Origin of the sequence: uncultured Nocardioides sp., from assembly GCF_947489365.1 — a bacterium.
Classification (GTDB): Bacteria; Actinomycetota; Actinomycetes; order Propionibacteriales; family Nocardioidaceae; genus Nocardioides.
The window spans coordinates 1-21,134 of sequence record NZ_CANLDB010000001.1 but is presented as its reverse complement, the minus strand read 5'-3'; the positions used below and the strand labels follow the sequence as shown (position 1 = coordinate 21,134).

Annotated in this window: 18 protein-coding genes; 2 read left to right on the top strand and 16 right to left on the bottom strand. The window is 71.6% G+C overall.

Annotated elements, in window-relative coordinates:
* Positions 1-119: 119 nt before the first annotated feature.
* Complete coding sequence (locus Q0858_RS00090) at positions 120-2,225, top strand: PhoX family phosphatase (protein WP_299049749.1); 2,106 nt, start codon at positions 120-122, stop codon at positions 2,223-2,225.
* A gap of 435 nt (positions 2,226-2,660) precedes the next feature.
* On the opposite strand, the gene Q0858_RS00085 is transcribed toward Q0858_RS00090, so the two are convergent.
* The 16 genes from Q0858_RS00085 to Q0858_RS00010 all read right to left on the bottom strand — a co-directional run bounded on the left by Q0858_RS00085 (position 2,661) and on the right by Q0858_RS00010 (position 20,703).
* Complete coding sequence (locus tag Q0858_RS00085; protein WP_299049747.1) at positions 2,661-3,668, bottom strand: polyprenyl synthetase family protein; 1,008 nt, start codon at positions 3,666-3,668, stop codon at positions 2,661-2,663.
* Positions 3,665-5,380, bottom strand: coding sequence for an NADH-quinone oxidoreductase subunit NuoN (nuoN, locus tag Q0858_RS00080; protein ID WP_299049744.1), 1,716 nt, complete (start codon positions 5,378-5,380; stop codon positions 3,665-3,667). Before nuoN ends, Q0858_RS00085 begins: the two co-directional genes overlap by 4 nt.
* Positions 5,380-6,945, bottom strand: a complete 1,566-nt coding sequence (locus tag Q0858_RS00075; RefSeq protein ID WP_299049742.1) for an NADH-quinone oxidoreductase subunit M — start codon at positions 6,943-6,945, stop codon at positions 5,380-5,382. Before Q0858_RS00075 ends, nuoN begins: the two co-directional genes overlap by 1 nt.
* Before the next feature lie 67 nt (positions 6,946-7,012).
* A complete protein-coding gene (gene nuoL / locus Q0858_RS00070) occupies positions 7,013-8,872 on the bottom strand; it encodes an NADH-quinone oxidoreductase subunit L (RefSeq protein WP_299051708.1) in 1,860 nt (619 codons plus the stop codon).
* 118 nt (positions 8,873-8,990) lie between these two features.
* Complete coding sequence (gene nuoK / locus Q0858_RS00065; RefSeq protein WP_240234266.1) at positions 8,991-9,284, bottom strand: NADH-quinone oxidoreductase subunit NuoK; 294 nt, start codon at positions 9,282-9,284, stop codon at positions 8,991-8,993.
* Positions 9,281-10,126, bottom strand: coding sequence for an NADH-quinone oxidoreductase subunit J (locus Q0858_RS00060; protein WP_299049737.1), 846 nt, complete (start codon positions 10,124-10,126; stop codon positions 9,281-9,283). The genes nuoK and Q0858_RS00060 overlap by 4 nt, the downstream gene beginning before the upstream one ends.
* A complete protein-coding gene (nuoI, locus tag Q0858_RS00055) occupies positions 10,123-10,683 on the bottom strand; it encodes an NADH-quinone oxidoreductase subunit NuoI (protein WP_299049735.1) in 561 nt (186 codons plus the stop codon). The genes Q0858_RS00060 and nuoI overlap by 4 nt, the downstream gene beginning before the upstream one ends.
* A 1-nt stretch (position 10,684) precedes the next feature.
* On the bottom strand, positions 10,685-12,055 hold the full coding sequence (gene nuoH / locus Q0858_RS00050) for an NADH-quinone oxidoreductase subunit NuoH (protein ID WP_299049732.1): 1,371 nt from the start codon (positions 12,053-12,055) through the stop codon (positions 10,685-10,687).
* Positions 12,052-14,520, bottom strand: a complete 2,469-nt coding sequence (locus Q0858_RS00045) for an NADH-quinone oxidoreductase subunit G (RefSeq protein WP_299049730.1) — start codon at positions 14,518-14,520, stop codon at positions 12,052-12,054. The genes nuoH and Q0858_RS00045 overlap by 4 nt, the downstream gene beginning before the upstream one ends.
* Positions 14,517-15,830 carry an NADH-quinone oxidoreductase subunit NuoF gene (nuoF, locus tag Q0858_RS00040; RefSeq protein WP_299051706.1) on the bottom strand — a complete coding sequence of 438 codons (1,314 nt, stop codon included), beginning with the start codon at positions 15,828-15,830 and terminating at the stop codon, positions 14,517-14,519. The genes Q0858_RS00045 and nuoF overlap by 4 nt, the downstream gene beginning before the upstream one ends.
* A 35-nt stretch (positions 15,831-15,865) precedes the next feature.
* Positions 15,866-16,714: an NADH-quinone oxidoreductase subunit NuoE gene (nuoE, locus tag Q0858_RS00035; protein WP_299049727.1), complete on the bottom strand. Its 849-nt coding sequence runs from the start codon at positions 16,712-16,714 to the stop codon at positions 15,866-15,868.
* A complete protein-coding gene (locus Q0858_RS00030) occupies positions 16,711-18,066 on the bottom strand; it encodes an NADH-quinone oxidoreductase subunit D (protein WP_299049725.1) in 1,356 nt (451 codons plus the stop codon). Before Q0858_RS00030 ends, nuoE begins: the two co-directional genes overlap by 4 nt.
* The gene (locus Q0858_RS00025; RefSeq protein ID WP_299051704.1) at positions 18,066-18,692 is read right to left on the bottom strand and encodes an NADH-quinone oxidoreductase subunit C; all 627 of its coding nucleotides are present in this window, start codon (positions 18,690-18,692) and stop codon (positions 18,066-18,068) included. The genes Q0858_RS00030 and Q0858_RS00025 overlap by 1 nt, the downstream gene beginning before the upstream one ends.
* A 176-nt stretch (positions 18,693-18,868) precedes the next feature.
* On the bottom strand, positions 18,869-19,423 hold the full coding sequence (locus tag Q0858_RS00020) for an NADH-quinone oxidoreductase subunit B family protein (protein WP_299049723.1): 555 nt from the start codon (positions 19,421-19,423) through the stop codon (positions 18,869-18,871).
* A 22-nt stretch (positions 19,424-19,445) separates the two neighbouring features.
* Complete coding sequence (locus tag Q0858_RS00015; protein WP_299049721.1) at positions 19,446-19,805, bottom strand: NADH-quinone oxidoreductase subunit A; 360 nt, start codon at positions 19,803-19,805, stop codon at positions 19,446-19,448.
* 208 nt (positions 19,806-20,013) lie between these two features.
* Positions 20,014-20,703: a demethylmenaquinone methyltransferase gene (locus Q0858_RS00010; RefSeq protein ID WP_299049719.1), complete on the bottom strand. Its 690-nt coding sequence runs from the start codon at positions 20,701-20,703 to the stop codon at positions 20,014-20,016.
* 137 nt (positions 20,704-20,840) lie between these two features.
* Here Q0858_RS00010 and Q0858_RS00005 point away from each other — a divergent pair, with 137 nt between their 5' ends.
* Positions 20,841-20,996: a hypothetical protein gene (locus tag Q0858_RS00005; RefSeq protein WP_299049718.1), complete on the top strand. Its 156-nt coding sequence runs from the start codon at positions 20,841-20,843 to the stop codon at positions 20,994-20,996.
* Positions 20,997-21,134 lie beyond the last annotated feature (138 nt).

Here is a 21,134-nt window from a genome sequence, read left to right as displayed (position 1 = left end):
CGCTCGGACGGCGTGACCGGGGCCCGTTCACCGCGTCGTCACGTGCAGACCCCCTCACGCTCACCGGGGCGACCTAGCGTCACGGCGTCGACCCCCTCGATCACGGGAGTACTCCTCGCATGACGACCACCCCCCTCCACCGCACCCCGCTGCCGATCACCGCGATCGGCTACGAGCAGCGGTCCTCGCGGAGCGCCATGACCTGTCGCAACCGCTGCGGTGACGCCTGCTTCAAGCCCGAGCCCAACCGCACCGACCACGGCCACATCCGCGACGAGATCGCGAAGGTCGTGCAGCGTCGCTCCGTCCTCAAGGGCGCCGCGGCCGCCGGAGCCGGGGCCATGGTCCTCGGCGGGGGCGCGCTGCGTCCCGCCGCCGCGGCACCCGGTGCGGCCTCGCCCCTCGCGGCCGCGCCCCCCACCGCCGACCTGTCGACGACGTCGTTCACGACGGTGCCGCCCAACACGCGCGACGCGCTCGTCGTGCCGGACGGCTTCCGCCGCGACGTCGTCATCCGCTGGGGCGACCCGGTCCTGCGCGGCGCCCCGCGGTTCGACCCGCAGAACATGACGCCGGACGCCGCCCGTCAGCAGTTCGGCTACAACTGCGACTACGTCGGCGTGCTGCCCCACCCGACCGCCGCGAAGAAGTCCCTGCTCGTGGTCAACCACGAGTACACCTCCGACGACATCATGTTCCCCGCCTCCTACGACGACGAGGCCAAGAAGGAGATCTCGATGTACAACCACGGCATGTCCGTGGTTGAGATCAAGCGCGGCCAGGTCGCCGGTTCGTGGCTGCGGGTCCAGCCCCGCTTCGCCCCGCTGAACCGCCGCATCCACCTCGACACCGCGTTCGAGGTGACTGGTCCCGCCGCGGGCACCGAGCGCCTCCGCACCACCGACGACCCCGACGGTCGCACCGTGCTCGGCACCCTGAACAACTGCTCCGGCGGCATGACCCCCTGGGGCACGGTGCTGTCGGGCGAGGAGAACTTCAACCAGTACTTCGGCACCGAGGGCACGCCGAGCTCCGAGTACGCCGCGTCGTACGCCCGCTACGGCCTCGCCGCCGCCGGCTCCCGCGGCTGGTACACGGTGAAGGACCGCTTCGACCTGGCGAAGGAGCCCAACGAGCCGTTCCGCTTCGGCTGGGTCGTCGAGGTCGACCCCTCCGACCCGGAGAGCACCCCCCGCAAGCACACGATGCTGGGCCGCTTCAAGCACGAGGGCGCCAACATCATCCTCAGCAAGGACGGCCACGCCGTCGCCTACATGGGCGACGACGAGCGCGGCGACTACCTCTACAAGTTCGTCTCGAAGCGGACCGTCGCGAAGGGCACCGGCGCGAACGCCCGCCGCCGCAACCTGTCGCTGCTGACCGAGGGCACGCTCTACGTCGCCCGCCTCGAGGGCAACGGGTACGACGCCACCACCAACGCCGACTGCGACGGCACCGGCACCTGGATCCCGCTGGCCTCGGACACCGAGTCCTTCGTGGAGGGCATGGAGCTCGCCGACGTCCTCATCGACACCCGCCTCGCCTCCGACCGCGCCACGACCGAGGCCGGAGACGGCCCGACGCGGATGGACCGTCCCGAGGACGTCGAGCCCAACCTCGTCACCGGCCGCGTGTACGCCGCCCTGACGAACAACTCGCGGCGCGGCACGACCTTCGCGGTCGACGAGGCCAACCCGGTCGGGACGTCCATGACCAAGGACTCGGTCAACGGCGAGCTGACCCCCACCGCCGGCAACAACAACGGCTACGTGCTCGAGATGATCGCCACCCGTGGCGACCACACCGCCACCACGTTCCGCTGGAAGCTCTTCCTCGTCTGCGGCGACCCGGAGGCGCAGGAGACCTACTTCGGCGGCTTCGACAAGTCGCAGGTCAGCCCGATCAGCTGCCCCGACAACGTCGCCTTCGACAGCGCCGGCAACCTGTGGGTCTCCACCGACGGCAACGCGCTGGGCAGCAACGACGGGATCTTCCGGGTGCCGACGCAGGGCGCCCAGCGGGGCAACGTGCAGCAGTTCCTCTCCGTGCCCCGCGGCGCGGAGGCCTGCGGCCCGCTCATCACGGCCGACGACAAGTCGCTGTTCGTCGCCGTCCAGCACCCGGGCGAGCTCGACGACGCGTCGTTCGAGACCCCCGGCAGCACCTGGCCCCACACTGACGACTTCCCCCGCCCGTCGGTGGCGGTCGCCTACCGCAAGGCCTGACCCGCACCACCCCTGACCCGGAGCCCGGCCCCGCACCCAGCGGGGCCGGGCTCCGGCGCGTCCGGCCCACCACGCCGGTCGGGGTGTGAGGGCCGCCGGGCCCTAGCCTCGAGACCCGGTGAGACCCCGGAGATCGAGGTGCGAGGCCGGCCACGGCCGAGCCACGAGATCCCGCGACGGACCCGACGGCAGCCCACCGGGTCTCGAGGCTCCTCGCTGGCGCTCGTCGCACCTCGACCACCGGACGACACCCCGGAGATCGAGGTGCGAGGCCGGCCACGGCCGAGCCACGAGATCCCGCGACGGACCCGACGGCAACCCACCGGGTCTCGAGGCTCCTCGCTGGCGCTCGTCGCACCTCGACCACCGGACGACACCCCGGAGATCGAGGTGCGAGGCCGGCCACGGCCGAGCCACGAGATCCCGGAAGCAGCCTCAGGCGGAGCGGGTGGCGACGATGTCGGCGAAGGTCTCGAGGGCGTCGCGGACGGGTCCGGCGTCCAGGGCGGTGAGGAGCTCCTTCGCCTCGGCCGCGCGGGCGACGACGTACCGCCGGGCCTCGTCCATCGCCGGGTGGGCCCGCAGCAGCGCCAGGGCCTCGGCGTGGGGGACGTCGTCGGCGAGGTCGGAGGCGAGCAGCTCCTGCAGGCGGGCGTCGGCCGGGTCGGTGGAGGCCTGCGCGAGCAGGATCGGCAGCGTCGGCACGCCCTCACGCAGGTCCGTGCCGGGCGTCTTGCCGGACTCCGAGGCGTCGGAGGCGATGTCGAGGATGTCGTCGGAGAGCTGGAAGGCCACCCCCACGATCTCGCCGTACGCCGTCAGCGCGGCGCGCACCTCCGGGCTCGCACCGCCGAAGATCGTGCCGTACTCGGCGGAGGTGGCGATCAGCGAGCCGGTCTTGCCGGCGAGGACCTCGAGGTGGTGCTCGACCGGGTCCTCGTCGGGCCCCGGGGCGACCGTCTCGAGGATCTGGCCCTCGACGAGCCGCGTGAACGTCCGCGCCTGGATGCCCACCGCGTCGGCACCGAGCACCGCGGTCAGCTCGGACGACTTCGAGAACAGGAAGTCGCCGGTGAGGATCGCGACGTGGTTGCCCCAGCGGGCGTGGGCGGCGTCCGCACCGCGCCGCAGGTCGGCCTCGTCCATGACGTCGTCGTGGTACAGCGACGCCAGGTGGGTCAGCTCGACGACGCACGCGGCGACGAGGACGTCGTCGGAGTCGGGCGTCTCCCCCGTCTCCGCGGTCAGCAGGACCAGCAGCGGGCGCAGCCGCTTGCCGCCCGCCCGCAGCAGGTGGCTGGCCGCCTCGGTGACGAACGGCGCGCGGCCCTGCACGTGCCCGGCGAGCAGCGTCTCCACGCGCTGCATGCGTGCCCCCAGACGGGAGGCGAGCTCCGCGTCGAGGACCGGCAGCGCGAGCTCCTGCGAGGCGCTCGTGGTCACCGGATGAAGGTACCCACGGACCCGGCCAGGTCGAGCACCGGTCCGGGCATCACGCCGAGGAGGACGGTCACGCCCACGCAGACCGCGATCACGACGACGGTGGCCAGCGACGGCGTCTCGACGCGGACGGCGTCCGCGACCCGGGCCCGCGAGCGCACCGTGACGGTGCCGCGCTCCGCCTCGGTCGAGGACGACGCACCCGCCAGCGCCGCGTCCCCGCCCACACCGACGTCGGCCGAGCCGGCCTTCGAGGGGTCGGGGTCGGCGGTGAAGTACATCAGCAGGATCACGCGGACGTAGAAGAAGACCGCGATCATGCTGCTCGCCAGGGCCACCACGACGACGGGCCAGGCGCCGGCCGAGACGGCGACCGCGAAGACCGCCCACTTGCCGACGAAGCCCGCGGTGAGCGGGATGCCCGCCATCGAGAGCAGGAACAGCGCGAAGACACCCGCCACGACCGGCGACCGCCGGCCCAGCCCGGCCCAGCGGGCCATGGCGGTGACCTCGCCGGAGTCGTCACGGACGACGCCGACCAGCGCGAACGCGCCGAGCGTCGCGAACGAGTAGGTGACCAGGTAGAAGAGCACGGCCTGCAGGGACGTGATCTCCGCGGGGCCGACCTCGGCCGTGTCGCGCAGGCCGATGAGGCCGGTCAGGATGAACCCGGTGTGCGCGATCGAGCTGTAGGCGAGCATCCGCTTCACGTCGGTCTGCGACACCGCGAGGACGGCGCCGACCAGCATCGTGATGATCGCGACGACCCACAGCATGGGCTGCCACGTCCAGCGCTCGGAGCCGAAGGCCACGTAGAACAGCCGCAGCGTGGCGCCGAAGGCGGCCACCTTCGTCGCCGCCGACATGAACGCGGTGACCGCGGTCGGGGCGCCCTGGTAGACGTCCGGCGTCCAGGCGTGGAACGGCACGGCGCCGACCTTGAAGAGCATGCCGACCGTGATCATCCCGAGCCCGGTCAGCAGCAGCACCGACCCGGAGTCGCCCGCGCGCACGGCCTCGGTGACCGCGGCGTACGACATCGAGCCGGAGAAGCCGTAGACCAGGGCGATGCCGTAGATGACGAACCCGGACGAGAAGGCGCCGAGCAGGAAGTACTTCATGGCCGCCTCCTGGCTGAGCAGGCGGCGACGACGCGACAGGCCGCACAGCAGGTACAGCGGCAGCGAGAGGACCTCGAGGGCGACGAAGAGCGTCAGCAGGTCGTTCGCGGCGGGGAACAGCATCATGCCGACCACGGCGAACATCAGCAGCGGGTAGACCTCGGTGTGGTCGAGCCCCTCGGTCGAGGCCTTGCGCTCCGCCTCGGTGCCCGGCAGCGCCGCGGCCTGGCCGGCGAACGCCGACAGGCCCGACTCGAGCCGGCGCTCGGCGAAGAGGCCGACACCACCGAGGCCGAGGAGCAGCACGAGGCCCCAGAGGAACATCGTGGGGCCGTCGAGGGCGACGGTGTCGCCGACGGTCGTGACGCCGTACGCCGCCACGTCGTCGGAGCCGACCGACGGGAGGTCCAGGGCGACGAGGGCGGTCCCGACGAGGCCGCCGATCAGCCCGAGGGTGGCGATGGCCACCTGGCCGACGAAGCGTCGGCGGCGGGGCAGGAAAGCCTCACCGAGGACGCCGAGCAGGGCGGCGCCGAAGACGACGTACGCCGGCCACAGCACCTCGTGGGCGATCTGGGGGGCGGAGAACTCCATCACTCGGTCCCTTCACCGGCGGTGTCCGCCGGCACTGTCGGTGCGTCGTCGACCACGCCGACCTGCGCGAGCGTGTCCTCGACGAACGGGTTGATCACGTCCAGCGCCGGCATCGGGTAGAAGCCGAGCAGGACCATGAGGAGCACGAGCGGGGCGACCGCGCCGATCTCGCGGCGCGTGAGGTCGGGGGTCACCGCGTCCGCGGCGGCGCCCGCCACCGGCGACGGCCCGGTCATCGTGCGCTGGTAGGCCCAGAGCACGTAGATCGCGGCCAGCACGATGGCGGTCACCGCGACCACGCCCGCCCAGGGGGCGTAGACGAAGGCGCCCACCAGCACGAGGAACTCGGAGACGAACGTCGACAGGCCGGGCAGGCCGAGGGTCGCGAGGCCGGCCACCAGGAGCAGCCCGGCGAGGACCGGTGCGGACTTCTCGACGCCGCCGAGCTCGCTGATGAGGCTGGTCCCCCGCCGTCGGACGAGGTAGCCGCCGACCAGGAAGAGCGCCGCGGTCGCGAGGCCGTGGTTGAGCATGTAGAGGATCGAGCCGGTGCCGCCCTGGGTGTTGAGCACGAAGATGCCCAGCACGATGAAGCCGAAGTGCGACAGCGAGGTCAGGCCGATCAGGCGCATCAGGTCGTCGGTGCCGATGGCGAGCAGCGCGCCGTACACGATCGAGACGAGCGCGGCGATCACCACGACCGGGGTGGCCCACTGCGACGCCTCGGGGAAGAGCCCCAGGCAGAAGCGGATCATCCCGTAGGTGCCGATCTTGTCGAGCACGCAGACCAACAGCACGCTCGTGCCCGGGGTGGCCTTCTCGGTGGTGTCCGCCAGCCAGGTGTGGACCGGGAACATCGGCGCCTTGATCGCGAACGCTACGAAGAAGGCGACGAACAGCCACCGCTCCGCGCCGGTCGTCAGGTCCAGGCCGGCGAGGTCGCTCACCAGGTACGACGGGTCGCCTGCGGACGCCGACTCGACGTACAGGCCGATGACGCCGCCCAGCAGGATCAGGCCGCCGACGAGCTGGAAGACCAGGAACTTCACCGCGGCGCGGGCGGCGCCGGGGCGGCCGAAGCCGCCGATGAGGAAGTACGCGGGGATCAGCGTCGCCTCGAAGACGACGTAGAAGAAGAAGACGTCCTGCGCGAGGAAGACGGCGACCGCCGCCGCCTCGAGGGCCAGGACCCAGCCGACGAAGGCGTGGGGGCTGCGTCCGTCGGCGCCACCGACGCTGTCCCAGGAGGCGACCAGCACCACCGGGACGAGCAGCGTCGTCAGCAGCAGCAGGACGAGGCCGAGCCCGTCGAGCCCCACGGCGTAGCTGGCCCCGAAGGCGCCGATCCACTCGTAGGTCTCGGAGAACTGCATCCCCCCGGTGTTGTCGAAGCTCAGCCCGAGCGCGACGGCGAGGCCGAGGGTGACCAGCGAGAAGCCGAGGCCGACCACGCGGGGCAGCGTGCCGCTCTCGCGGCGCGCCCCACGGGGCAGGACGGCGGTGGCCACGGCGCCCACGAGGGGCACCAGGATCAGGATCGTGAGCCAGGGGGCGGCGCTGCTCATCGCTCGTCCTCTCGCTGCGTCGTGGTGGTGGGGGTGGGTGCCGTCAGGGGTGCGGGTGCGGGTGCGGTCATGCCAGCGCCACCACCAGCAGGACGCCGACGACGACGAGCACGCCCAGCAGGACCGCGGCGGCGTACGAGCGGACGAAGCCGTTCTGCAGCCGGCGCAGACGGCCCGACAGGCCGCCGATCCCGTAGGAGCCGCCCTCGACCAGGCCGTCCACGACCTTCGCGTCGGTGAGGGTGACCCCCTCGACCAGGACCCGGCCCGGTCCGACCACGAGGCCCTCGTTGATGGCGTCGCCGTACAGGTCGGCGCGGGCCGCCCGCGTCAGCGGGGACACGTCCGTCGGCGCCTCGCGGGGCACGTCGCGGCGGCCGACCAGGAAGAACGCCAGGGCCACGCCGATCGCGACGACCACGGTGATGACGATCGAGAACACGATCGGCGGCACCGGCATCGAGTGCTCCTCGGCCTCGCCGACGACGGGTGCCAGCCAGTACTTGATCCAGTCGCTGAGGATCAGCACGCCGCCGAACACCGAGAGCGCCGCGAGCACGACCAGCGGCGTCGTCATCGTCGCGGGCGACTCGTGCGGGTGGGCCTTCTCCGCCCAGCGCTTGTTCGTGAAGTAGGTCATCAGCATCAACCGGGTCATGTAGAAGCCGGTGACGCCCGCCCCGATGAGCGCCGCGACCCCGGCGACCGGGTTCTCCAGCAGCGCGGTCTCGATGATCCGGTCCTTCGAGAAGAACCCGGAGAAGAACGGGAAGCCGATGATCGCCAGGTAGCCGAGGCCGAAGGTGACGAACGTGATCGGCATGGCGCGGCTCAGGGCGCCGTACCTGCGCATGTCGACCTCGTCGTCCATGCCGTGCATCACCGAGCCGGCGCCGAGGAACATGTTGGCCTTGAAGAAGCCGTGAGTGATGAGGTGGAAGATCGCGTACGCGTAACCCGCGGTGCCGAGGCCGGCGGCGAGCATCATGTAGCCGATCTGGCTCATGGTCGAGCCGGCGAGGACCTTCTTGATGTCGTCGCGCGCACAGCCGATGACCGCGCCCCAGATCAGGGTCACGCAGGCGACGACGACCACGACGGTCTGGGCGATCGGGGCGTTCTCGAAGATGAAGTTCGCGCGGACCACGAGGTAGACGCCCGCGGTGACCATCGTGGCGGCGTGGATCAGCGCGGAGACCGGGGTGGGGCCCTCCATCGCGTCCAGCAGCCACGCCTGGAGCGGCACCTGGGCCGACTTGCCGCAGGCACCGAGGAGCAGCAGCAGCCCGATGGTGGTCAGCGTGGCCTCGCTCGCCTCGCCCGCGACGGCGGAGACGCCGGCGAAGGAGCTCGTCCCGAACGTGACGAACATCAGCATGATCGCGAGCGAGAGGCCCATGTCGCCGACGCGGTTGATGACGAACGCCTTCTTCGCCGCCGCGGCCGCCGAGGGCTTGTGCTGCCAGAACCCGATCAGCAGGTACGACGCCAGGCCGACGCCCTCCCAGCCGAGGAACAGGCCGAGGAAGTCGCCCGCGAGCACGAGCATCAGCATCGCCGCGACGAAGAGGTTCAGGTACGCGAAGAACCGGCGCCGCCGGTCGTCGTGCGCCATGTAGCCGATGGAGTAGAGGTGGATCAGCGAGCCGACGCCGGTGATGAGCAGCACGAAGAGGATCGACAGCGGGTCGAGCAGGAGGTCGAAGCCGACCGTGAAGCTGCCGGCCGTGATCCAGTCGAAGAGCCGCAGGCCGTGCTGGCGCTCCTCCTCGGACAGGCCGAGCATCTCGACGAACAGGTAGATCCCGAGCCCGAACGAGGCGAACGACGTCGCCGTGCCGAGCAGGTGGCCCCACTTGTCGGTCGCCCGGCCGCCGAGCAGCAGGACCACCGCGCCGGCCAGCGGCAGCGCGATGAGCAGCCACATCAGCGAGAAGGCGCCGGTCGCCTGGAGGGGGTCGACGACGGGGATCCCCTCGCCGCCGGAGGCGGCCATGGACAGGGGACCGGCCGCGGCCACGGACACGAAGCTCATCAGTGCTACCTCAGTACTTCAGCAGGCTCGCGTCGTCGACCGAGGCCGAGCGACGGGTCCGGAAGATGGTCATGATGATCGCGAGCCCGACGACGACCTCGGCGGCGGCCACGACCATGACGAAGAACGCCGCGACCTGCCCCTCGAGGTTGCCGTTCTGCCGAGCGAAACTCACCAGCGCCAGGTTCGAGGCGTTGAGCATCAGCTCGACGCACATGAACACCACGATCGCGTTGCGGCGGATCAGCACGCCCGCGGCCCCGATGGCGAAGAGGATCGCCGAGAGCACGATGTACGGCGTCACGACGACTCCCCTCCCCTGTCCGGGCGCTGGGAGTCACCGGGGACCCCGTCGCCCTGCACCGCCTCGCGGCTGGTGTCGGTCTCCGGCTCGGCGCGGCCCGACATCTGCCGGCGGACGGCGTCGATGTCGTCGGCCATGTCGGGCGCGGACCGTACGGTGCCACGCGCGGTGAGGACCCGCGACACCGAGGTCGGGGCGGGGCTGCCGTCCGGCAGGAGCGCCGGGGTGTCCACGGCGTTGTGCCGGGCGTACACGCCGGGCGCGGGCAGCGGGGCGATGTGCTCCCCGCGGTCGGCGTACGCCGCCATGCGGCGCGACGCCAGGTCGGCCTGGGTGGCCTTCGGCTCGATCCGCTCGCGGTGGGCCAGCACCATCGCGCCGAGCGCGGCGGTGACCAGCAGGGCCGCGGTGGCCTCGAAGATCAGGACGTAGTCGGAGAACAGGATCGCCGCGATGCCCTCGATGTTGCCGTCGGCGTTCGCCTCGGTCAGCCCGACGGCCGGGGCGAGGGAGACCTGGCCCAGCCCGACGGCGAGGACGCCGGCGAACAGCACCCCGAGCACCGTCGCGGTGACGCGGTGGCCGCGGATCGTCTCCACGACCGAGTCGCTGGAGTCGACGCCGACCAGCATCAGCACGAACAGGAACAGCATCATGATCGCGCCGGTGTAGACGATGATCTGCACCGCGAAGAGGAACGGCGCCTCGAGCACGGCGTACAGGCACGCGAGGCTGATCATCACGACGGCCAGCAGCAGGGCGGCGTGGACGGCCTTGCGGACGAACAGCACCCCCAGCGCGGCCAGCACCATGATCGGTGCCAGCACCCAGAACGCGATCACGTCACCGGCTCCTGCTTCTCGTCCACCTTCTCCGACCCCGAGGCCGGGGGCCGGGTCGCTCCGCGGTAGTAGTCGCCCTCGTCGTCGCCGAGACGCATCGGGTGCGGCGGCTGCTCCATGCCGGGCAGCAGCGGGGCGAGGAGGTCGGACTTCTCGTAGATGAGGTCCGCGCGGTTGTCGTCGGCCAGCTCGTACTCGTTGGTCATCGTCAGCGCACGCGTCGGGCACGCCTCGATGCACAGCCCGCACAGGATGCAGCGCAGGTAGTTGATCTGGTAGACGCGGCCGTAGCGCTCGCCGGGGCTGAAGCGCTCCCCGGAGGCGTCGTCGTTCGAGGCGCCCTCGACGTAGATCGCGTCCGCCGGGCAGGCCCAGGCGCACAGCTCGCACCCGATGCACTTCTCCAGGCCGTCGGGCCAGCGGTTCAGCTGGTGGCGGCCGTGGAAGCGGGGTGCCGTCGGCTCCTTCTGGAACGGGTACTGCTCGGTGACGACCTTCTTGAACATCGTCCTGAAGGTGACGCCGAAGCCGGCGACCTGGTCACGGAGGGTGGCCATCTCAGTCCTTCTTCTCGGAGGTCGTGGTGGAGCCCGGGGTGGAGCTCGTGGTCGCGGTGCCGCGGGTGGTGCGGGAGGACCCCGGGAAGCTCAGGTCCTTCGCGGAGCCGCGGACGGCGCCGCCCTTCGGCATCGGCGGGGCGGGGAAACGGCCCTGCCCCGGGGCGCCGCGGCTGGTGCCGCCGGCGTCGGGGCCGATCACCGGCTCGGCGTCCTCCGCGTCCTTCGCGTCGGCCTTGTCGTCGCCGCCGAGGAAGAACAACGCGACGAAGACCGCGGCCAGCACGGCGAACCCGATGTAGAGGTACTGGCGGTCGATGCCGCCCTCCAGGGTGACCATGCGGATGACCGCGACCATGACGGTCCAGCCCAGGGCGATCGGGATGAGGACCTTCCAGCCGAAGTTCATGAACTGGTCGTAGCGCATCCGCGGCAGCGACCCGCGCAGCCAGATGAACATGAAGATGAAGGCCAGGACCTTGCCGAAGAACCACAGCACGGGCCAGTAGCCCTCGTTCAGCGACGGGAACAGCGTGCCCAGCCCGAACGGCGCACGCCAGCCGCCGAGGAACAGCGTGGTCGCGATCGCGGAGACCGTCGCCATGTTGATGTACTCGGCGAGGAAGAACAGCGCGAACTTCAGCGAGCTGTACTCGGTGTGGAAGCCGCCGACCAGCTCGCCCTCGGCCTCGGGGAGGTCGAACGGCGCGCGGTTGACCTCGCCGACCATCGAGATCACGTAGATCACGAACGAGGGCAGCAGGACGATGCCGAACCAGATGTTCTCCTGCGCGGCCACGATCTCCGAGGTGGAGACCGACCCGGCGTACAGGAACACCGTGACGAGCGCGAGGCCCATCGAGACCTCGTAGGAGATCATCTGGGCGCTCGAGCGCAGGCCGCCGAGCAGCGAGTACGTCGACCCGGAGCTCCAGCCGCCCAGCACGATGCCGTAGATGCCGATCGAGGCGATCGCCATCATGAACAGCACGGCGACCGGCATGTCGGTCAGCTGCAGCGGGGTCGTGATGTCGGTGAAGGGGACGGACACCTCGGGGCCGAACGGGATGACCGAGAAGGTCACGAACGCCGGCACCACGGTCAGCACCGGGGCGAGGATGAAGACGACCTTGTCGGCCGCCTTCGGGATGATGTCCTCCTTCAGCGCGAGCTTCACGCCGTCGGCCAGCGACTGCAGCAGGCCGAACGGCCCGTGCACGTTGGGGCCGATGCGGTGCTGCATGCGCGCCACGACCCGGCGCTCCCACCAGATGTTGAACAGGGTGAGGAGCACGAGGACGACGAAGATCAGGACGGCCTTGATGCCGACGAGCCACCAGGGGTCCTGGCCGAAGGCCGAGAGGTCGGTCACGACAGGTCACCCTCCACGACAGCTCCCTTCACCACGACAGTGGCCCCCGGCGAGGCCAGGTCGGCCAGCACGCCGCGTCCGGTGGACCGCGACGGCACCCACACGACGCCGTCGGGCAGGTCGGCGCCCTCGACGGGCAGGTCGATGGACCCGCGGTCGCCGGTGAGGGTCACGTGGTCCCCGAGGGCGGCCGCCACGTCGTGGGGCAGCCGCGCGACCGGGGTGCGGGCGGTGGCGCGCAGGTGCTTCTCGTTGTCCTGCATCGAGCCGAGGTCGAGCATCGGCTTCCAGGTCGCGAGCCGCATCCGGAGGCTCCCCGAGGGGGCGGAGCGCTGGTCCGCGGTCAGCGGCGCGGCCGGGCGGTGCACCGACATCGTCGCCAGCGGGCCGTCCCAGGCGCCCATCTGCTGCATCCGGGCACGGGCCTCGACGGTCTGCCGGAAGCCGAGCGGACGGCCGAGCTCCTCGGCGATCCCCGCGAGCACCCGGGCGTCGGGCAGGGAGCCCGGCGCGGTGAAGACCGCCTCGAAGGGCCGGGTGCGGCCCTCCCACGACACGAACGTGCCGGCCTTGTCGGTCGTCGGGGCGACGGGGAGGACGACGTCAGCGGCGCGGGTCACGTCGGTCTCACGCAGCTCCAGGGCGACCACGAACGACGCCGCGTCGAGGGCCGCGCGGAACGCCGCGGGGTCGGCGGTGTCGTCGGGGTCCACCCCGCCGACGACGAGACCGCCGAGGGTCCCGTCGAGCAGGGCGGCGACGATCGCGTCGCCGTCGCGGCCGGGCGTCTCGGGCAGGGAGTCGATCCCCCACTCGGCGGCGGCGTCGACGCGGGCGGCGGCGTCGCCGACGGGACGGCCGCCGGGCAGCAGGTTGGGCAGGCACCCGGCCTCGACCGCGCCGCGGTCACCGGCGCGCCGGGGCACCCAGGCGAGCTTCGCCCCGTGGGCGCGGGCCAGGTCGGCGGCCGCGCTGAGCGCACCCGGGACCGTGCCGAGGCGCTCGCCGACGAGGATCACCGAGCGGTGGTCGAGGACGGCCTCGCCGCTGCCGACCAGCGTCTGCAGCGCCCGGGCCTCCTCGCCCGGGGCGGTGCGGACCAGGCGGCCGTGCGTCTTGGCCAGGCCCCGCGTCGTCCAGGGGGCGACGGCGACGACCTGCGTGCCCTTGCGGGCGGCCTTGCGCAGGCGCAGGAAGATCGTGCCCGCCTCGTCCTCCGGCTCGAGGCCGGCGAGGACGACGGTCGAGGCGCCCTCGAGGTCGGCGTACGTCGCGCCGCGGCCGCCGCGGGTGGTGTCGGGTCCGCCGAGCACCACGTGGGCGGCGAGGAACTCCGCCTCCTCCTTCGAGTGGGGGCGGGCCCGGAAGTCGACGTCGTGCGTGCCGAGGGCGACACGGGCGAAGGTCGCGTACGCGTAGGCGTCCTCGGCGGTCAGCCGACCACCGGGCAGGACGCCGACCCCGCCCGCCGCCCTCGCGGCGGCCAGGCCGCGGGCGGCGACGGCGAACGCCTCGGGCCACGAGGCGGGACGCAGCGCACCGGTCTCGGCGTCGCGGACGCGCGGGTGGGTCAGCCGGTCGTCGCCGCGCGCGTAGTGGAACGCGAAGCGGTCCTTATCGGTGATCCACTCCTCGTTGACCTCGGGGTCGTTGCCCGACAGGCGGCGCATCACCTTGCCGCGGCGGTGGTCGATCCGGATCGCGGCGCCGCAGGCGTCGTGCTCGCCGACGCCCGGGGTGGAGACGAGGTCGAAGGGGCGCGAGCGGAAGCGGTAGTCGGCGCTGGTCAGCGCGCCCACCGGGCAGATCTGGATGGTGTTGCCCGAGAAGTACGACTCGAAGGGCTGCTTCTCGTAGATCCCGACCTGCTGCAGGGCGCCGCGCTCGATCAGCGCGATGAACGGGTCGCCGGCGATCTGCTCGGAGAACCGCGTGCAGCGGGCGCAGAGCACGCAGCGCTCGCGGTCGAGCAGCACCTGGGCGGAGATGTTGATCGGCTTGGGGAAGGTGCGCTTGACGCCCTCGAACCGGGACTCCCCGCGGCCGTTCGACATCGCCTGGTTCTGCAGGGGGCACTCGCCGCCCTTGTCGCAGACGGGGCAGTCGAGCGGGTGGTTGATGAGCAGCAGCTCCATCACGCCCTGCTGCGCCTTGTCGGCCTTCGCGTTGGTGGCCTGGGTCTCGACGACCATGCCCTCGGCGACCTGCAGGGTGCAGGACGCCTGCGGCTTCGGCATGCCCCGGCCGTTGCCCGCGTCGGGCACCTCGACCAGGCACTGGCGGCACGCGCCCACGGGGGCGAGCAGGGGGTGGTCGCAGAACCGGGGGATCTGGACGCCGACCTGCTCCGCGGCGCGGATCACCAGGGTGTCCTTCGGCACGGACGTCTCGACGCCGTCGATGGTGACGGTGACGAGGTCGCTCTTCTCGACGGCGCCCTTGCCGGGCTGCTGGGTCGCGGTCATGCCGGGGTGACCTCCGGGGCGAAGACGGACGAGGCGCGGTAGGGGAACAGCTCCCACGCCGGGGTGTGCATGCCGGCCTCGAACTCCCCGCGGAAGTGCTCGATCGCCGAGGTGATGGGGCTCGTGGCGCCGTCCCCGAGGGCGCAGAACGACCGGCCGAGGATGTTGTCGCAGAGGTCGACGAGCTTCTCGATGTCGCCCTCCTCGCCCTGGCCGGCCTCGAGGCGCTTGAGGGTCTGGACGAGCCACCAGGTGCCCTCGCGGCACGGGGTGCACTTGCCGCACGACTCGTGCTTGTAGAACTCGGTCCACCGCAGCACGGCCCGGACCACCGAGGTGGTCTCGTCGAAGACCTGCAGCGCGCGCGTGCCGAGCATCGACCCGGCGGCGCCGACGGCCTCGTAGTCGAGGGGCACGTCGAGGTGCTCCGCGGTGAGGATCGGGGTGGACGAGCCGCCCGGCGTCCAGAACTTGAGCTCGTGGCCCTCGCGGATGCCGCCGGCCATGTCGATCAGCTCGCGCAGCGTGATGCCGAGGGGCGCCTCGAACTGGCCGGGCTCGCGGACGTGGCCGGACAGCGAGTACAGGACGTAGCCCTTCGACTTCTCGGTGCCCATCGAGGCGAACCACTCGGCGCCGTGACGGACGATGCCCGGCACCGACGCGATGGACTCGACGTTGTTGATCACCGTCGGGCTGGCGTAGAGACCGGCGACCGCCGGGAACGGCGGGCGCAGGCGGGGCTGGCCGCGGCGTCCCTCGAGGGAGTCGAGGAGCGCGGTCTCCTCGCCGCAGATGTACGCCCCGGCGCCGGCGTGGACGACGACCTCGAGGTCGTAGCCCGTGCCGAGGATGTCCCGGCCGAGGTAGCCGGCCTCGTAGGCCTCGGCGACGGCCTGCTGCAGGCGTCGTACGACGTGGAGGATCTCGCCGCGCACGTAGATGAAGGCGTGGTGGGCGTTGATGGCGTAGGAGGCGAGGATGACGCCCTCCACCAGCAGGTGGGGACTCGCCATCATGAGCGGGGTGTCCTTGCAGGTGCCCGGCTCCGACTCGTCGGCGTTGACGACGAGGTACTTCGGGTTCGGGTTCTCCTGTGGGATGAAGCCCCACTTCATGCCGGTGGGGAACCCGGCGCCGCCGCGACCGCGGAGGCCGGACTCCTTGACCTCCGTCAGGACCTGCTCGGGGGTCATCTCCCGCAGGCCGCGGCGCAGCGCGTCGTACCCGCCGCCGGTCTCGTAGACCGCGCGGGTCCAGCTGCGCTTCTCGCCCCAGTCCGCGGACAGGACCGGGGTCAGGGGGTCGATCTCGGGGTGCTGCGTGGTGGGCTCGCTGGTGGTGCTCACTGGGCCTCGTCTCCGGTGCCGGGTGCGTCGTCGTGCTTCGTGCCGGCGGGCGACGCCTGGGTCGCCGCGGCACCTTCCTGACCGTCCTCCGCGGTGGCCTGGGCGGCCGCGCGGTCCTGGTCGGCCACGGCCTGGGCGCGGTCGGCGTCGGTGCCGACGCGTCCGGGCGGCGGGCCCCAGCCGTTGAGCTGGGCGAGCTGCAGGCCGTTCAGGGACGCGATCCCCGCGGAGGGACCCTCGTCGGCGAGGCCGTCGGGGAAGCCGGCGAGCACGCGCTCGGCCTGGCGGAAGGTGCAGATGCGGGGCCCGCGGGTGGAACGGACCTCGTTGCCCTGCCGCAGGTCGTCGACCAGCTGGACCGCGGACTCCGGGGTCTGATGGTCCATGAACTCCCAGTTGACCATCACGACCGGCGCGTAGTCGCAGGCCGCGTTGCACTCGACGTGCTCGAGGGTGATGTCCTTCAGCCCGTCGACGGGCTCGGTGGTCTCGTCGTTGCCGACGTCCAGGTGGTCCTTGAGGCGCTCGAAGATCTCGTCGCCGCCCATCACCGCGCAGAGCGTGTTGGTGCACACCCCGACGTGGTAGTCGCCGACCGGGCGGCGCTTGTACATCGTGTAGAAGGTCGCGACCCCCGACACCTCGGCGGTCGACAGCCCGAGCACCTCGGCGCAGGCTTCGATGCCCTCGGCGGTGACGCGCCCCTGCACGCTCTGCACGAGGTGAAGCATCGGGAGCAGGCCGGAGCGGGCCTGCGGGTAGCGCGTGCCGATCTCGACGAGCTCGGCGCGGACGTCCTCGCTGATCGGCGGGGTCTGCACCTGCCTCGACTGCTGCTGGGTCATCGGTCGACGCCTCCCATGACGGGGTCGATGGACGCGATGGCGACGATGACGTCGGAGACCATGCCGCCCTCGCTCATCAGGCCCGTGGCCTGCAGGTTCACGAACGACGGGTCGCGGAAGTGCGCCCGCGCCGGCCGGGTGCCGCCGTCGGAGACGAGGTGGCAGCCGAGCTCGCCGCGCGGGGACTCCAGCGGCACGTAGGCCTGGCCGGGCGGGACCCGGAACCCCTCGGTGACGAGCTTGAAGTGGTGGATCAGCGCCTCCATCGACTCGCCCATGATGTGGCGGATGTGGTCGAGGCTGTTGCCCATGCCGTCGCTGCCGATCGCGAGCTGGCTGGGCCAGGCGATCTTCTTGTCGGCGACCATGACCGGGGCGCCCTCGGACTTCTCCAGGCGGCCCATGCACTGCTCGACGATGCGCAGCGACTCGTGCATCTCGGCGAGCCGGATGCGGAAGCGGCCGTAGGAGTCGGCGGTGTCCCAGGTCTGCACGTCGAAGTCGTACGTCTCGTAGCCCGACACCGGCTGGGTCTTGCGCAGGTCCCAGGGGTAGCCCGTGGACCGCAGCGCCGGACCGGTCACGCCGAGCGCGAGGCACGCCTCGAGGTCGAGGTGGCCGACGCCGTCGAGGCGGGCGCGGAAGATCGGGTTCGCGTTGCACAGGGCGGCGTACTCGGTGAGGCGCTTGCGCATCAGCGGCAGGAAGTCGCGCAGCTCGTCGAGGGCGTTGTGCGGGAGGTCCTGCGCGACGCCGCCGGGACGGATGTAGGCGTGGTTCATCCGCAGGCCCGTGATCAGCTCGAACAGGTCGAGGACCAGCTCGCGCTCGCGGAACCCGCAGGTCATGACGGTGAGCGCGCCGATCTCCATGCCGCCGGTGGCGATGGCCACGAGGTGGGAGGAGACGCGGTTCAGCTCGAGCATCATCACGCGGATGACCTGGGCGCGCTCGGGGATCTGGTCCTCGATGTCGAGCAGCCGCTCGACCCCGAGGGAGTAGGTCATCTCGTTGTAGAACGGCGAGAGGTAGTCCATCCGGGTGCAGAACGTGACGCCCTGGACCCAGGTCCGGTACTCCATGTTCTTCTCGATGCCGGTGTGGAGGTAGCCGATGCCCGCGCGGGCCTCGGTGACCGTCTCGCCCTCCAGCTCGAGGATGAGGCGCAGCACGCCGTGGGTGGACGGGTGCTGCGGACCCATGTTGACGACGACGCGCTCGGCGATCTCGTCGTCGTCGTTCGACAGCGAGGCGGCGATCTCGTCCCAGTCCTGGCCGGTGACGGTGAAGACCCGGCCCTCCTCGGGCGCGGCGCCGGGCTCGGCGAAGATGTCCTGCTGCTCGGTGGTCATCAGTTGTAGGCCCTCCGCTGGTCGGGCGGCGGGACGGTGCCGCCCTTGTACTCCACGGGGATCCCCCCGAGGGGGTAGTCCTTCCGCTGGGGGTGGCCGGGCCAGTCGTCCGGCATGAGGATCCGCGTGAGCGACGGGTGGCCGTCGAAGATCACGCCGAACATGTCGTAGGTCTCGCGCTCGTGCCAGTCCGCGGTCGGGTACACCGGCACGATGCTCGGCACGTGCGGGTCGGCGTCGTGGCAGGTGACCTCGAGGCGCAGCCGGCGGTTGTGCGTCATCGACAGCAGGTGGACCACCACGTGCAGCTCGGCGCCGGCGTCCTGCGGGTAGTGCACGCCGCTCACGCCGGAGCACAGCTCGAACCGCAGCCGTGCGTCGTCGCGCATCAGCCGGGCGACCTCGAGCAGGTGGTCGCGGTGCACGTGCAGCGTCAGCTCGCCGCGGTGGATCACCACGTGGGGGACGGCCTGCTCCAGCGGGCCGGCCGTCCACGCGGCGGCCAGGGCGTCGTACGCCTCGTCGAACCAGCCGCCGAACGGCCGCTGCGCGGCGCCGGGGAGGATCGTGGCCTGGACGAGGCCGCCGTACCCCGAGGTGTCGCCGGAGCCGCGGACGCCGAACATGCCGACGCGGGTTCCGACGTGCTCGACGCGGCGGGTGGTGTCGACCTCGCCGGCGCCGGGGTGGGACTCGACCGAGCCCTCGCGGTCGCTGACCGTGCTGGGCGCGTTCTCGGGGGTCTGGGCGGTGGCCCGCTGGTCGGGGGCCTGCCCGCCCTTGTCCTCGGGGGTCTGGCTCGTCATCGCAGCAGGCCCCGCTGGTCCCCGGTCGGCACCGCGTTCAGCGCCGCCGTCTCGAGCTCGGTGACCTCGGCCGCGCGGTGCGGGCCGAACTTCTTGTGCTGCACCTGGTCGTGCAGCTTGAGGATCGCGTCGATGAGCATTTCGGGCCGCGGCGGGCAGCCGGGGAGGTACATGTCGACGGGGACGACGTGGTCGACGCCCTGCACGATCGCGTAGTTGTTGAACATGCCGCCGGAGCTGGCGCACACGCCCATCGCGAGCACCCACTTGGGCTCGGCCATCTGGTCGTAGATCTGGCGCAGGACGGGGGCCATCTTCTGGCTCACGCGGCCGGCGACGATCATCAGGTCGGCCTGGCGCGGGCTCGCGCGGAAGACCTCCATGCCGTAGCGGGCGAGGTCGTACTTCGGGCCGCCCGACGTCATCATCTCGATCGCGCAGCACGCCAACCCGAAGGTCGCGGGCCAGAACGAGGCCTTGCGCATGTAGCCGGCCACGCCCTCGACGGTCGTGAGCAGCACTCCGCTGGGGAGCTTCTCCTCGAGTCCCATGGTGTCTCTCCCTCGGGACTTCTCAGTCCCAGTCGAGACCGCCCCGACGCCACTCGTAGGCGTAGGCGATCGTGATGTTGAAGAGGAACAGGACGACGGCGAGCAGGCCGAACCACGAGAGCTGGTCGAAGTAGACCGCCCACGGGACCAGGAACATGATCTCGACGTCGAAGATGATGAAGGTCATCGCCACCGTGTAGTACTTCACCGGGATCCGGCCGCCGCCCAGGGGCTGCGGGGTCGGTTCGATGCCGCACTCGTACGAGTCCAGGCGCACCCGGTTGTAGCGCGCCGGCCCCGTGACGCTGGTGATCACCACGGAGAAGACTGCGAACCCCGCGGCGAGCGCCGCCAGCACCAGGACGGGTGTGTAGAGCTCCATCCTCGATCCCTCCTCGGACCCACCTGCGGTACCCCTCGTGACCGCTGGGGAGTCCCGCCGGATCGAGGGTGTTTGTGACCTTGTGAACACCTTCACGAAGTGGTGCGGGGCTCACCCTACGCCGCGTCCGGGGCACTCGCGACCCGGGGCGGGGGCCCCTTATTCCCGGTCTGACCTGCGGATTTTCCGCACGGCGGTGTTGGCTAATTCAGGCGCGGGCGCGGTGCAGGGCGACGATGCCGCCGGAGAGGTCCAGCCACTCGACGGCGCCCCACCCGGCCTCGGCGAGCCAGCCCGCGAGCTCGGCCTGGTCGGGCCAGGCCCGGATCGACTCGGCCAGGTAGACGTAGGCGTCGGGGGCAGAGGAGACCGCCCGCGCGACCGACGGCAGTGCACGCATCAGGTACTCGATGTAGACGGTGCGGAACGGCGTCCACGTGGGGTGGCTGAACTCGCAGACCACGATCCGACCGCCGGGCCGGGTCACGCGACGCATCTCGGCGAGGCCGGCGTGCGGGTCGACCACGTTGCGCAGGCCGAAGGAGATCGTCACCGCGTCGAAGGTGTCGTCGGCGAACGGCAGCCGGGTGGCGTCACCCGCGGCGAACGGCAGGCCCGGGCGGGCCCGCTTGCCCTCGGCGAGCATGCCGAGCGAGAAGTCGCACGGGACGACGTACGACCCGGCGGCGGCGAACGGGACGCTCGAGGTGCCGGTGCCGGCGGCGAGGTCGAGCACGCGCTCCCCGGGCCGGGGGTCGACCGCGTCGGTGACCGCGCGGCGCCAGCGGCGGTCCTGGCCCAGGGACAGGACGTCGTTCGTCAGGTCGTAGCGCCGGGCGACGGCGTCGAACATCTTCTGGACGTCTGCGGGCTGCTTGTCGAGCTCGGCGCGGGGCACGTCGCCAGTTTCCCACCACCTCCGAACGTCCATGAGAGAGCCCTCATCCGGGTCTCACAGGGACCTCACACACGACGGTCAGAGTTCTTCTCACAGCCCGGGGAGGTCCCGGGCACCGAGAAGGAAGAGGTCGCACCATGGCTCGCTCCAGCATCTTCACCGCGCTCCAGCCGGCGCGCATGTCCGCCGAGGGCCGGCGCTCCAAGAGCTCCGACGACCGCAAGCGTCGTCGCCGTCGCAAGAAGCGGCGCAACCGCTCGCGCAGCGGCCGCTCGCGCAGCCGTTCCAACTGACGCTCCCCCTGACGTCACCCCGGCGCTGACGCGCCCCACCACACCGAGAAGGAAGAGGTCACACCATGGCTCGCTCCAGCATCTTCACCGCGCTCCAGCCGGCGCGCATGTCCGCCGAGGGCCGGCGCTCCAAGAGCT